A 13,177-nucleotide genomic window follows, 5' to 3' on the forward strand; every position below is an offset into this window, starting at 1 on the left:
GTATATTTCCTCCATTTTAAGATTACAGTAGACTTTTTGCAGTTCGAACAACATTTTCTGTCGTAAATCCAAATAGCTCCATGACTGCAGTGCCCGTTCCTGAAGCACCGAATGTTTCAATACATAATACTTTCCCTTCTGATCCTACGTAGCGTTCCCATCCAAGAGAGATACCCATTTCTAGTGCCACACGCTTCGTAATAGAAGCAGGGAAGACAAGCTCTTTGTATTCTTTCGGTTGACGATCGAAAAGTTCCCAGCTTGGCATTGCGACAACGCGAACCGACACATTTTCCTTTTCAAGTTCAGCTTTCGCGTTAATGGCTAATGACACTTCTGAACCAGTAGAGATCAAAATAACCTCTGGTTGGTCATTTGTTTGCGTTAATACGTAAGCTCCTTTAGAAAGGTTGTCTAAATTGGCTTGTGTTGCTTGGAACACAGGCAGGTTTTGACGGCTTAGTACCAAGGCAACCGGACCGTCTATTTGTTGTAGTGCATAAGCCCAAGCACTTGCCGTTTCGTTTGCATCTGATGGGCGAATCACGGTTAGCCCTGGGATCGCACGAAGAGAAGCTAGCTGCTCAATTGGCTCATGAGTTGGACCATCTTCACCAACCGCAATCGAATCATGAGTAAATACATAAGTGACTGGAAGCTTTTGCAAGGCTGCCAGACGAATTGACGGTCTGAGATAATCATTGAAAACAAAGAATGTGCTTACAAAAGGCTTTACACCGCCATGAAGAGCCAAACCATTGCCAGCCGCTCCCATTGCGTGTTCCCGAACACCAAAGTAGATATTTCGTCCGCTAAATGATTCTACTGCGAATGCTGCGTTTTCCTTTATATCTGTCATTGTGGAGTGAGAAAGATCCGCACTTCCCCCAAAAATAGAAGGAACTGATTTTACAAAATGGTTAATGGCTTCTCCGCTGGCTACACGAGTTGAAATTGTTTTACCTGTATCAAATGTCAGGATGTCTTCCGTATTGAATAAAACTTCTCCCGTGATGGCATGTTGCAGTTCCTTAGCTAATTCAGGATATGTCTCTTGATAAGACTGGAATAATGCATTCCATTGTTGTTCTTGGCTAATTCCTCTTTGTTTTAGCTCTTCAAAATGGGCTTTAACTTCTTCTGGTACAAAGAAATCCTCTTCATAGTGCCAGCCATATGCCTGTTTTGTTGCACGAGCTTCTTCTGCTCCAAGGGGATTTCCATGTGCCTTGTTTGTTCCTGCAACTTTGGGACTTCCATAACCGATAGTGGTTCTAATTTCGATCAAAGTTGGTTGGTTTGTATTTTGTTTAGCTAATGTAATAGCTTTTGAGATTTCTGCTACATCATTGCCATCTTCTACTCGTAAATATTGCCAATGAGCAGATTCTGTTCTTTTTTGAATGTTCTCTGAAAATGAAAGGTTTAATTCACCGTCCAAAGAAATATCATTTGAGTCATATAATGCAATTAATTTTCCTAGTTTCATATGACCGGCCATAGACATGGCCTCATAAGAGATGCCTTCCATTAAGTCTCCATCGCCAACTAGCGCATATGTATAATGGTCAATTACAGGGTATCCGTCCTGATTGAACTTTGCAGCTAGATGCGCTTCAGCCATCGCCATACCTACTGCATTTGCAATTCCTTGCCCTAAAGGCCCAGTTGTCGCTTCAACACCTTCTGTGTGACCAAATTCGGGATGACCAGGTGTTTTGCTATTAAGCTTTCTAAAACTTTTTAAATCTTCTAAAGAAACATTGTACCCAGCTAAATGAAGCAAACTATACAACAAACTAGATCCGTGTCCGGCAGAAAGAATAAATCGATCTCGATTAAACCATTTTGCATTTGCAGAATTATGATTTAGATGATGTGCCCAGAGTGCATATGCCATTGGAGCAGCACCCATAGGAAGACCTGGATGACCGGAATTAGCATTGTTGATCGCGTCAATTGATAAGGTACGAATCGTATTTACAGCTAGTGTTTCAATACTGTGATTCATCTTTTGTTCCTCCTCTTTATTCATGTAATTTTAAAATTAGTACAAAATGTCAGTTATTAGGTTTCTTGCCTAGAAGAATTTCTTGTTTTTGCATCTTAAATCTAGTTTTTTCGTGTTTGAGAATATTTTATCTCTATAAACAAGAAAAAACAAGAATAATTTCGTTGAATTTTTTTAAAATTAGTGAATTCCAGAAAAAATAATATAATATATAAGAAAAAACATGCAAAAACACGGAGGCTGATCATTGTTATGCTTAGAAAAGAACGGCAAAGCAAAATTTTACAAATACTTGAAAAAGAAGGGAAAGTCGTTGCTAAAGAATTAAGCATGAAATGGGATGTTTCCGAGGACACAATTAGACGAGATTTAAGGGAAATGGATTCATTTGGTCTTCTCCAAAGAGTACACGGCGGGGCATTTCCTGCTTCAGCGAGTGCTTTAACTTTTTCTGAAAGAACGGAAGAAAATATAGATGCAAAAAAAGAATTGGCTTTAAAAGCAGTGAAAATTATTAAAGATGGACAAGTTCTTTTAATCGATGGAAGTACAACAAATCTTTTTCTGGCTCAAGAAATTCCAATGGAGTTTAAAGGGACCATTATTACGAATAGTCCCTCTATTAGTTTGGCATTATCAAAACATCCAAATACAGATATCATCCTTTTGGGCGGAACCTTCTTTAAGGAATCTTTTGTGACTGTAGGATTGGATGTAATTGAGGTGCTTAAAAATATTAGAGCCGATCTCTGTTTTTTAGGAGTGTATTCCCTGCACCCTGACTTTGGTATCAGCATCCCTCATATAGAAGAGTCTCATGCTAAACGTCAGATGATTAAAAGTTCAAATAAGATCGCAACCCTGGTAACAAGAAGTAAACTTAATACTATTTCCAATTACTTGGTTGGTCCCGTTTCAGAACTTGATTACTTAATTACGGAAGACGGTCCACTAAGTCATAATTTAAACAAGTACATGGAATTAGGTATCGAAATTATCTAACTATACTAGTTATTTTTAATTTGAGCTAAAACAGTTAATAGTTTGTCAACATTTTTCTATAAAAAGTTTAATACCCACATGTTGTATAGATATAGGTTCTATTCTATATCTTGGAAGAGGTTCTGCTTTTTAGTAAGGCGGAAATCTTCTCCAAACGGCCTTAACACCTGTTATTCGAAAGCCATATCTGATGGTTAAAAATAAGCTGGTAGTTGGCAGTGGTGATAGTGTGTTTTTAAATTGTCCTATTATGGGTCAAGGTTTTTTCAAAAACAACGATACATTAAAAAGCCAATGACCGCCATGAAGGCGGTCAATGTTCGTTAGCAGGTTAATTAGAAACTATAAAGGGAAAGAGATAGATGATGAATACAGGGAAGCTGATTTTGTGGCTTTGGAAGTAAAATCGATATCTTAATCCTTAGATTTGATAATTCATTTACCCGAATTCCAGTTCCTAAGAAAAGGGACAGGATACTAATATTTCGATCTCTATCTCGTTTAAAATACTTAATTTGAGAAGGAGAAAGGGAGCTTTCATATTCACTCCACAGCCTTTTGGGTACTTTTCTAATGATTGGGTTATTCCTTACTTTTTACAATTGAATCTGAAGAATGATTTAATTGTTCGGTAGGATTTCATTAAAATCATGATGTTTAATTAAGTGAATACCTCTTCGATTAGCAACAGAAATAATCATAGGAAGAAACCCAATTAAAAAAGACAAAAAAAAAGAGAGCTTTTTAGTTCTGCTCCGTGGTATCAGCCCCATCCTTCGCCAACACCGGCGATAACCCCACTTGTTATCCAACCATTTTTATTATAATTGAAAACGCTTACAGTATCAACTCTTTTGCATTTCTATATGCGTTACAAATAATCAATTTACCACAATAAATAAATTTTCTTGTTCACTATAGAGGGCTTTAGTTTAAGTAATGATTACTAAGCACAAAAAGATGCCAGTAACCTTTCAGAATTAGCAAGGTGCCTGGCATCTTTATTAAAGTCTGGTAAATTTGTATTTTCTCAAAGAGATAAATAAGAAAATCCCAAGAGAAACAATGGTCCACATAAGTGAAATAGCCGGATCAATATTTGTGACAACAAATAACGATGGAATGTTACCCATGGCAGAGTCATCCATCGTGATGAACCACCCCAACAGCATATTATTTGCTGCGTGCGCTCCAATCGACAATTCGGTACTGTTCGTTTTTACGGTGATATAACACCAAATGAATCCAGTTAACAAATAATCCACTCCAACCAATAGGGGGGAATACCTCATTTCAGGATTGGTGAAATGGAGCGCACCAAAAATCGAGCCTGCTATAAGAGATAAAAGAAATGGAAAGCGAAACCATTTTCCTAACAACTGCAAGAGATATCCTCTGAAAAATAATTCCTCACAGGTCGTTTGAATGGGAGTTAAAACCAGCACGATCACAAATAAAATCAAAAAATCAGAAACTCTGACATCGTTGAATGAGTAATCCCCAGGGTTTAAGAGGCAATCGATGATGGAAGTCAAACCTAAGATGACAAAGTAGGTAATAAATCCAAAGCCTATTCTCTTCCAATCTATTTTTCTATTTGGCGTAATGAGCGATGAAAATTTCCGTTTATGAATGAAACGAATCGCGACAAAAAGGCCCAAAAGCCAAAATAAAAATTGTGAATTCATCAAGACAAAATAAAGTAACGGGTTAATTCCCACATAATCCTCTTTATCAAAATCAAAATAGGTATTGGGGTTTCCATCCGTATTAACGATCCATTCACTAATGATGACATAAGGCAGCGCCCCGACAGAGATAAACAGAATAATGACAATAAATGAAGATAAATACCGCTTCCAGCTATTTTTGCCTTTTATTACTCTAATAAAATCCAATTATATTTACACCAACATTCTAGTAGTTTTGAAAAACGCATACAAATTATTACATTATTGGTTTAGGTTAGTAAAATTAGTTGAATTAATTTCATTATGTTTTGTTAATTTAGATTACTTAATAAAAATCAGCAAGGGGGTCCCTGGGAAACGCGCTAAAAAGTGTACACACTTACATATATATACCTCCGGATTTATTTAATTACCTTAATTATCCTATTATTACAAATAATTTGACGTCAAGCTCTTTTTCTAATTTTGTAAATAAACTGCTGGTTTTTTAAATAAAAAAATGGTCATTTATGGTAAAATTACTTTGCATGTGTAGGTGATTCCGAGTTTAAAACGGGATGGGTGGGTGTAAATGAATACATTTAAAGAGAAAAGAAAGGCCCGAATGGATAAGAGAAAAAAGGAAGGGAAGGAATCCAAGTGGTGGGACTTCCTTGATATTTTTTTTGATCTTGCAGAATTATTTGGACCAAGTCTTGTTAGGTCTATTCGAGCTGTTTTTAAATTCCTTGAACATCATTAATTACATGAAAAGAATCTTGATAAAGCCGTTTTACACATATAACGAAGATCCATCTGCCATTGAAGCAGCTTTTCTTTTTAACAAGCGGTGCAGATTAACAAGTAATTAATATATACTGTTAAGTTATGTTAAAACAGAAAAAATTTTGCATTTGGAATAGAGAGTAATAGGAGAAGAAATATGAAAGATCATACAAAAATAGAAATTTATTCTTGGTTAAAATCAATTGCATTTGCATTCATCATTACTAATATTTATAAACTATTTATCTTCACACCAACAACTGTATTTGGAGAATCTATGTCACCTACTTTTCAAAGACGAAGATAGAGTTGTTTTGAAAATTGAACTCTAACTCTTCCTACTTTAATTATATCATACAAAAAATGGATAATATAGACTATTTATTCTTATTTGCTACTGCTAAAATACAATAGAACTTTAACTAGATTTGCTGAGAGGGATAAATATATCAAAGAAACCAAAAGAAATGTAATGGTTAGGAGAGATTTAGATGAGTCCTTTGGTTCTCGGTTTTCAGGAAATGGAAGGAACACAGCTTTTGCTCGTTGGCGGAAAAGGGTTAAATTTAGGGGAATTATCAAAGATTCAAGGAATACAAGTACCAGAAGGATTTTGTGTTACAACAATGGGATATAAAAAAGCCATCGAACAAAATGAAACGTTTCAAGCTTTGTTGAATCAACTAACAAAACTAAAAGTAGAGGATCGAGATCAAATTGGAGAAATCAGCAGGAAGATTCGACAACTCATTATAGAAGTAGAAATTCCTTCCGATGTTGTGAAATCAGTTGCTCACTATCTCTCCCTGTTTGGTGAGGAACATGCTTATGCAGTGCGTTCTAGTGCGACTGCTGAAGATTTACCACATGCCTCTTTTGCTGGTCAACACGACACCTATTTAAATATTATCGGCCAAAAAGGAATCTTGCAGCATATCAGCAAATGCTGGGCTTCCCTATTTACGGATCGCGCGGTAATCTACCGTATGCAAAATGAATTTGACCACAGTCAAGTTTATTTATCCGTTATCGTTCAAAGGATGGTTTTCCCGCAGGCTTCAGGGATATTATTTACCGCTGATCCGATTAGTTCCAATCGAAAGTTACTATCAATCGATGCCAGTTTTGGGCTTGGAGAAGCACTGGTCTCTGGTTTGGTATCTGCCGATTGTTACAAAGTAACGGAAGGGCAAATCGTTGATAAGAGGATAGCAACCAAAAAATTGGCTATCTATGGACGGAAAGAAGGCGGAACAGAGACACACGAGATCGATCTTGATCAGCAACAGACGCAAACACTTACTGAACAACAAATTTTACAACTAGCGCGCATTGGAAGACAAATCGAAGCTTATTTTGGTTGCCCACAAGATATCGAATGGTGTTTGGTTGATGATACTTTTTATATGGTCCAGAGTCGGCCAATCACTACGCTTTTCCCCATCCCTGAAGCAAACGATCAGGAAAATCACGTGTATGTCTCTGTCGGTCATCAACAAATGATGACAGACCCCATAAAACCATTGGGATTGTCTTTTTTCCTATTAACAACTAATGCACCGATGCGTAAAGCGGGTGGAAGGTTGTTTGTTGATGTCACACATCAACTGGCTTCACCTGTCAGTAGAAACATTTTATTAAATGCTATGGGACAACACGATCCGCTCATGAAAGACGCACTTATGAGCATCATTGAGCGTGGAGATTTTATAAAATCGTTACCAAATGATATTAAAGCACCGAGTCCCACTAGAGGCAATTCAGATATGTTGGAACAAATTGAAAGCAATCCATCAATCGTTTCTGATTTGATTAATCGTAGCCAAACATCGATTGAAGAGTTAAAACAAAACATCCAAACTAAATCAGGAATAGATTTATTTGATTTTATTCTAGAAGATATTCTGGAATTAAAGAAGATTTTATTTGACCCACAAAGTTCAGCTGTATTTATGGCTGCTATAAATGCTTCAACATGGATCAATGAAAAAATGAACGAGTGGTTAGGTGAAAAAAACGCAGCAGACACGCTTTCTCAATCTGTACCAAACAATATTACTTCGGAAATGGGTCTAGCACTATTGGATGTCGGAGATGTGATTCGTCCTTATCCAGAAGTAATTGATTATTTACAACATATAAAAGATGATAACTTTTTGGATGAACTGGTTAATTTTGATGGTGGACAGGAAGCTAGAGACGCAATAATAGCTTTTCTCAACAAATACGGAATGCGATGTGCCGGAGAAATCGATATTACTAGAACACGATGGAGTGAAAAACCAATTACACTTGTTCCCATGATTCTGGGGAACATCAAAAACTTTGAGCCTAATGCAAGCATTCGGAAATTTGAGCAAGGGCGGCTGGAGGCTTTGAAAAAAGAACAAGAGTTATTAGATCGATTGAAGCAATTACAGGATGGTGAACAAAAAGCCAAAGAAACCAAACGTATGATTGACCGAATCCGGAATTTCATCGGGTTTAGGGAATATCCAAAATACGGCATGATTCATCGCTACTTCGTTTATAAGCAGGCTTTACTGAAAGAAGCCGAACAACTCGCACAAGCGGGCGTTATTCTTGAAAAAGAAGATATATACTACCTCACTTTTGAAGAACTTCTTGATGTCGTACGGACCAATAAATTGGATTACCAGATCATTAGCAAGCGAAGAGACGAGTACAAATTATATGAAAAACTGACTCCCACGCGTGTGATCACATCTGATGGTGAAACACTCTCAGGTAAGTACAAACGAGAAAATCTCCCAGCCGAAGCTCTTGTGGGTCTGCCTGTTTCTTCCGGAGTGATAGAGGGACGGGCGCGTGTAATCTTAAATATGGAAGATGCTAATCTAGAAGAGGGAGATATATTAGTCACCTCCTTTACTGACCCTAGCTGGACACCGTTGTTTGTATCGATAAAAGGCCTAGTCACCGAAGTGGGTGGGCTGATGACTCATGGAGCAGTGATCGCACGAGAATATGGCTTACCAGCAGTTGTTGGAGTGGAAAATGCGACCAAACTGATAAAAGACGGGCAACGAATTCGCGTGCATGGAACAGAAGGGTATATTGATTTATTATAATTGCTAAATACTTTACAGTAATGCGTCAAAATATTAAAGGAGGCAAAACAGAATGAAAATCATTGTTACCAGTATATTCGTACAAGATCAAGACAAGGCATTGGAGTTTTATTCAGAAAAGCTTGGGTTTGTAAAAAAGGAGGACGTTCCCGTCGGAGAATTTAGATGGATAACGCTTGTATCTCCCGATGATCAAGATGGTACCGAGCTTTTACTCGAACCGAATGCCCATCCTGCCGCAAAGGAGTATCAAAACAAGATATTTGCTGAAGGCATTCCAGCAACAATGTTTGGCGTTGCAGATGTTCACAAAGAGTACGAGCGATTAATGGAAAAAGGCGTGAGGTTCACTATGGAACCGACAAAAATGGGAGAAGTCACAATAGCTGTTTTAGACGATACATGCGGCAACCTTATTCAAATAGTGCAGAAGTAACTTCATGACGAATTATCCTAGTTCTGACGACTTTAAACGGCTAGAAGTAACCTAGCCGTTTTTTCGTACAAATTTGTTTCGTAGCACTGTAAAATAACCATCAAAGTTTTGCTTAAAAAAATAAAGTATAGAAAGCAAGTAGTTTATGATTTCTGTCTTATTGCTGCTTGTAATGGGACAGCAAATTGTTGTTGAGATACTGCTGCTGGTAAACCAACTAATGAACTTCCTACTGTAGTATAGCCAATAGGAGGGACTCGCGGGGGTTTACCAGCTCCACAACCAATTTGTAAAACTCCACCATTGACCATTCCACCAATTTTTAAAAAACGGATATCAAAAGTCTGTTGTAGATGTTTATCCATTTCAATCACCTCTTATTTATATATGCTTAAAAGTTCGGTTAAATTCTGATAATACCAGGTTGCAACTGGGGAAAAATAGCAAGGATCTATATGTCGGAATTTGTTGTTGATGGTCGATTTACATCTTATAATATAATTTTATAGATTAATATAAAATTTATCATAATCGAGGTCAACTATGGATGAAATTGTCATTACCGGTTATGGAGTTAAAGCCCCAGGTATCAGTAATATAGGTCAATTTAAAGTCGTTTTAGAACAGGGTATCTGTACACAGGAAATACTCCACGGCCGTGGTAATAACGGCTCTAATATAGTATGTGGAGTAGTTCATGAAGATTTGGAAGTTATCTCTGGTCAAAAATATAAAAGGTACCCACGAGCTGCTCAGTTGGGCATTGCAGCAGCTGAGGAGGCTTATAAGATGGCCAACTTGCCAAGTGATGATTTTGCACGTGTTGCCGTCATAATGGGTACATCCGGTGGAGGAATTCTGGAAGTTGAAAAGTTCTCTAACCATGGTAATAACCTTAGAAAAGTACCTATTCAATATGTTCCTATCGGAGATCCGCATACATTATCCTCTGGGATCACTAAGCATCTTGGAATAAATGGACAGGCTTATACCATCTCTACTGGCTGTACGGCAAGCTTAGATGCGATCCTTATGGGTAAATTATTCTTAGAAGCTGGATACGCAGATATATGTATCGTTGGAGGCACAGATGCTCTTTTAGGGGATTGGATTACCTATGGATTTTTAAAGACGGATGCGATTGCCGAAAATGTGGAGATTGAAGAAACTGGGGTACCCTTTTCCACATCTCATAAGGGTTTTGTTAAATCAGAGGGTTCTGCCGTTGTTATCCTGGAACGGAAGAAAGACGCAGACTCAAGAGGCGCTAAGATATGGGGGCAAGTCAACGGGGTGGCTTCTAACAATGAAGCTCTTTCCATGTTAATGTCCGATACAACAGGAACCTTGATGACAGCTGCCTTAAAAAGTGCAATAGGCGATTTTTCTCCCACCTATGTAAACAGTCAAGCGCTGGGATTAAAACAGAATGATATGATTGATTACATTACTCATACTAATCTATTCGGGTCCTCTGTCCCTATTACTTCCATAAAGGGAATGACCGGCCATACCTTTGGCTCAATGGGAGCGATCCAAGTCGTCTCTTCGTTATTAAGTATGGAATATGGATTTATACCACCAACAATTAAAACGAGTGGAGACGGTTTTAATGACTTGCCAATTGTCTTTAAGACGAAGTATCAAAATGTCGAAAGTGTTGCAATAACTAACCATGGGGTTAGCGGAAATAATACTTGTTTATTAATTACAAAAGGAAATTGAGGAAGAAGCAATGATTTATTTATTAATGATTTCTTTTGCATTATTTCCTTTAGCAGCTGGAATTACAACAATCTATATTTTGGGAAAAACGAAATTATCAAAGCTTTTATTTCTCTTTTTTATTTTTACCTCGTTTTGGCAAATAGATGTTTCTTTTTTATATGCTCGTGAATTTTTTTCAAATAGCGTTATAGAGTTTTTATTTAAGTTATTTCGTTTTGGCTCAATTATGTTGGGTCCAACTTTATTTTCCGTTATATATGCGGCGATAAACCAAACACAAATGGTTGCATCTAGAATGGTAAAATATGCAGTGAATAACTTTACTATAGACATTCTTTATATATGGTCAACCCTTGTCTACTTGATTGGATGGAGTCACAAAGGAATTCAAAGCTTTGAGTTAGTAAAACCGCAGGGATTAATAAAGGTAAGTTTCTTATACCCAGTCTATGGAGATTTGTCATGGATCTTTAACTTTAATTTATTAATATTCATTATTATCACCGTATTATCCCTTGCATTAAGTAAAAACCTGAAGGATTCTGAAACCAAAACGTTTGTCTATTACTTTATTATCATTGCAACAGTAGGATATTGTATTGGAATCTTAAATATGATTAAAAGCTATTTGTTATTACCAAGCAGTATCGCTGTTTTATTTTTATCGATTGGGATCCTCATCCCTGTTATTAGAATGCACCAAAAGATCATTGCTAAGATGAATAATGTACTTTTAGATCAAAAAGAATTTTTTCATAAAATCATCGATATGAATCCCAGCTATATCTATGCCAAAAGTCAGGATGGAAAATATACATTAACCAATCAAGCTTATGGTTTACTATTTGGGGTGAATTCCGAAGAACTTATCGGAAATTTTGAGATGGATTATAATCCTGATTTGGATATGGCAAAACAGAATATAAGTTTAGATCATCAGGTATTATCCACCTTAGAAGAAAAGCATATTCCGGAAAATGAAATCATTGATTCACAAGGAAATAAAAGGTGGATACAAACCGTTAAGCTGCCAATTATTTCATCTGGAGATAAGCAAGTTCTTAGTGTAGCGACTGATATTACACAACGGAAAATCAATGAAAAAAAGAGAGAGTGGGAAGCTCTTCATGATCCTCTCACCGGATTACCTAATCGGCGGGCATTTCATCAGGATTTAATCGAACGGATTAAATTAGCAAAACTCAATAAAGAAAGCATTGCCGTCATTTTTTTAGATTTAGATCGTTTTAAAATAATTAATGACACCCTCAATCATGAAAATGGAGATCTTCTATTAAAGAAAGTAGCAGAACGGTTAAGTAATGCGGATGATAAAAGGGTGACCGATTTTTCAGTTTATAGACTCGGCGGTGACGAGTTTACCTTTATTTTATCTAGTGTAACGAAGGATGAAACAACGATCTTTGTAAAAAGATTGTTAAATATATTTAAGAAATCATTTACTCTAAAAGATCATGAACTATTTGTCACTTCCAGTTTGGGAATCAGTATGTATCCAACGGATGGTGATCATCCAGATGTTTTAATTAAAAATGCTGATATTGCAATGTATTCCTCCAAAGAATCAGGAAGAAATGCTTATTCCTTCTTTACGCAGGAGATGAATGATGATTATCAGAAGAAAATGGTATTAGAAAAAGCTCTGCGAAAAGCATTACATTCTAATGAACTTAAAATTGTTTATCAACCAAAAATGGATATTGAAACGAACAGCATCATTGGTATGGAAGCATTATTAAGATGGGAGAGTTCTGAATTAGGAATGATTTCACCTGCTGAATTTATACCTTTAGCAGAAGAAACTGGAATCATATTACCACTAGGTGAATGGGTTTTGAAATCAGCATGTCTTCAAAATAAGATTTGGCAAGATATGGGGTACACTCCTATACCAGTATCCGTAAATATCTCAATGCGGCAATTTTATGACGGGAACTTTGTAGAATCTATTATAAATATCTTAATAGAAACAAAACTTGACGCTCAATATCTAGATTTAGAAATAACGGAGAGTATTTCGATGGCGAACATCGATTCTGTGATTTCCACGCTGAATGAGTTAAAGGCAATGGGGATATCGATTTCAATAGATGATTTTGGAACAGGAAATTCCTCATTAAGTTATCTGAAAAAGTTCCCAATTAATAATCTAAAAATTGACCGTTCCTTTGTAAGAGATATTACAAGCAATTCTGAAAATCGGTCAATTGTAAAAACCATTATTTCAATGGCCAATAATTTAAATCTTGATGTGATTGCGGAAGGAGTAGAGACTGAAGAGGAGTTAAAATTCCTAAAAGCAAATGGCTGTATTATTGTACAGGGATATCTGTTCAGTCCTCCGATAACGGATGAAGAATTTGAAAGAAGCTTCTTAGAGCAACACAATGAACCTGCAACAACATTAGTCTAATAAGAAAGGGCGCACAGT

Annotated in this window: 9 protein-coding genes; 6 read left to right on the forward strand and 3 right to left on the reverse strand. The window is 36.6% G+C overall.

The window, feature by feature from the left end; genetic code table 11:
• Positions 1-22: 22 nt before the first annotated feature.
• Positions 23-2,011: a transketolase gene (gene tkt / locus AAHB15_RS24030; protein WP_342043507.1), complete on the reverse strand. Its 1,989-nt coding sequence runs from the start codon at positions 2,009-2,011 to the stop codon at positions 23-25.
• 252 nt (positions 2,012-2,263) lie between these two features.
• On the opposite strand from tkt, the gene AAHB15_RS24035 reads away from it, so the two are divergent.
• Positions 2,264-3,013: a DeoR/GlpR family DNA-binding transcription regulator gene (locus AAHB15_RS24035; RefSeq protein WP_342043508.1), complete on the forward strand. Its 750-nt coding sequence runs from the start codon at positions 2,264-2,266 to the stop codon at positions 3,011-3,013.
• Positions 3,014-4,017: 1,004 nt separating this feature from the next.
• Here AAHB15_RS24035 and AAHB15_RS24040 read toward each other — a convergent pair.
• On the reverse strand, positions 4,018-4,911 hold the full coding sequence (locus AAHB15_RS24040) for a CPBP family intramembrane glutamic endopeptidase (RefSeq protein WP_335573824.1): 894 nt from the start codon (positions 4,909-4,911) through the stop codon (positions 4,018-4,020).
• Positions 4,912-5,275: 364 nt separating this feature from the next.
• Here AAHB15_RS24040 and AAHB15_RS24045 point away from each other — a divergent pair, with 364 nt between their 5' ends.
• The 3 genes from AAHB15_RS24045 to AAHB15_RS24055 all read left to right on the forward strand — a co-directional run bounded on the left by AAHB15_RS24045 (position 5,276) and on the right by AAHB15_RS24055 (position 8,997).
• Complete coding sequence (locus AAHB15_RS24045; RefSeq protein ID WP_342043509.1) at positions 5,276-5,446, forward strand: hypothetical protein; 171 nt, start codon at positions 5,276-5,278, stop codon at positions 5,444-5,446.
• 514 nt (positions 5,447-5,960) lie between these two features.
• Complete coding sequence (gene ppsA / locus AAHB15_RS24050) at positions 5,961-8,561, forward strand: phosphoenolpyruvate synthase (protein ID WP_342043510.1); 2,601 nt, start codon at positions 5,961-5,963, stop codon at positions 8,559-8,561.
• A 52-nt stretch (positions 8,562-8,613) separates the two neighbouring features.
• Positions 8,614-8,997, forward strand: coding sequence for a VOC family protein (locus tag AAHB15_RS24055; protein WP_335574976.1), 384 nt, complete (start codon positions 8,614-8,616; stop codon positions 8,995-8,997).
• Between the two features lie 143 nt (positions 8,998-9,140).
• Here the strand turns inward: AAHB15_RS24055 and AAHB15_RS24060 are convergent, their stop codons facing one another.
• A complete protein-coding gene (locus tag AAHB15_RS24060; RefSeq protein ID WP_335574975.1) occupies positions 9,141-9,362 on the reverse strand; it encodes a hypothetical protein in 222 nt (73 codons plus the stop codon).
• A 178-nt stretch (positions 9,363-9,540) separates the two neighbouring features.
• Here AAHB15_RS24060 and AAHB15_RS24065 point away from each other — a divergent pair, with 178 nt between their 5' ends.
• Both AAHB15_RS24065 and AAHB15_RS24070 read left to right on the forward strand, forming a co-directional pair.
• Positions 9,541-10,722, forward strand: coding sequence for a beta-ketoacyl synthase N-terminal-like domain-containing protein (locus AAHB15_RS24065; protein ID WP_335574974.1), 1,182 nt, complete (start codon positions 9,541-9,543; stop codon positions 10,720-10,722).
• A 10-nt stretch (positions 10,723-10,732) separates the two neighbouring features.
• The gene (locus AAHB15_RS24070) at positions 10,733-13,159 is read left to right on the forward strand and encodes a putative bifunctional diguanylate cyclase/phosphodiesterase (RefSeq protein ID WP_342043511.1); all 2,427 of its coding nucleotides are present in this window, start codon (positions 10,733-10,735) and stop codon (positions 13,157-13,159) included.
• Positions 13,160-13,177 lie beyond the last annotated feature (18 nt).

Origin of the sequence: Bacillus sp. OTU2372 (assembly GCF_038440275.1) — a bacterium.
GTDB classification, from domain to species: domain Bacteria; phylum Bacillota; class Bacilli; order Bacillales; family Cytobacillaceae; genus Neobacillus; species Neobacillus bataviensis_B.

Bases quoted from the DNA above. Each gene is read 5' to 3' on its own strand.
- tkt (WP_342043507.1), bottom strand. From the start codon at position 2,011: ATGAATCACAGTATTGAAACACTAGCTGTAAATACGATTCGTACCTTA.
- AAHB15_RS24035 (WP_342043508.1), top strand. From the start codon at position 2,264: ATGCTTAGAAAAGAACGGCAAAGCAAAATTTTACAAATACTTGAAAAA.
- AAHB15_RS24045 (WP_342043509.1), top strand. From the start codon at position 5,276: ATGAATACATTTAAAGAGAAAAGAAAGGCCCGAATGGATAAGAGAAAA.
- ppsA (WP_342043510.1), top strand. From the start codon at position 5,961: ATGAGTCCTTTGGTTCTCGGTTTTCAGGAAATGGAAGGAACACAGCTT.
- AAHB15_RS24055 (WP_335574976.1), top strand. From the start codon at position 8,614: ATGAAAATCATTGTTACCAGTATATTCGTACAAGATCAAGACAAGGCA.
- AAHB15_RS24060 (WP_335574975.1), bottom strand. From the start codon at position 9,362: ATGGATAAACATCTACAACAGACTTTTGATATCCGTTTTTTAAAAATT.
- AAHB15_RS24065 (WP_335574974.1), top strand. From the start codon at position 9,541: ATGGATGAAATTGTCATTACCGGTTATGGAGTTAAAGCCCCAGGTATC.
- AAHB15_RS24070 (WP_342043511.1), top strand. From the start codon at position 10,733: ATGATTTATTTATTAATGATTTCTTTTGCATTATTTCCTTTAGCAGCT.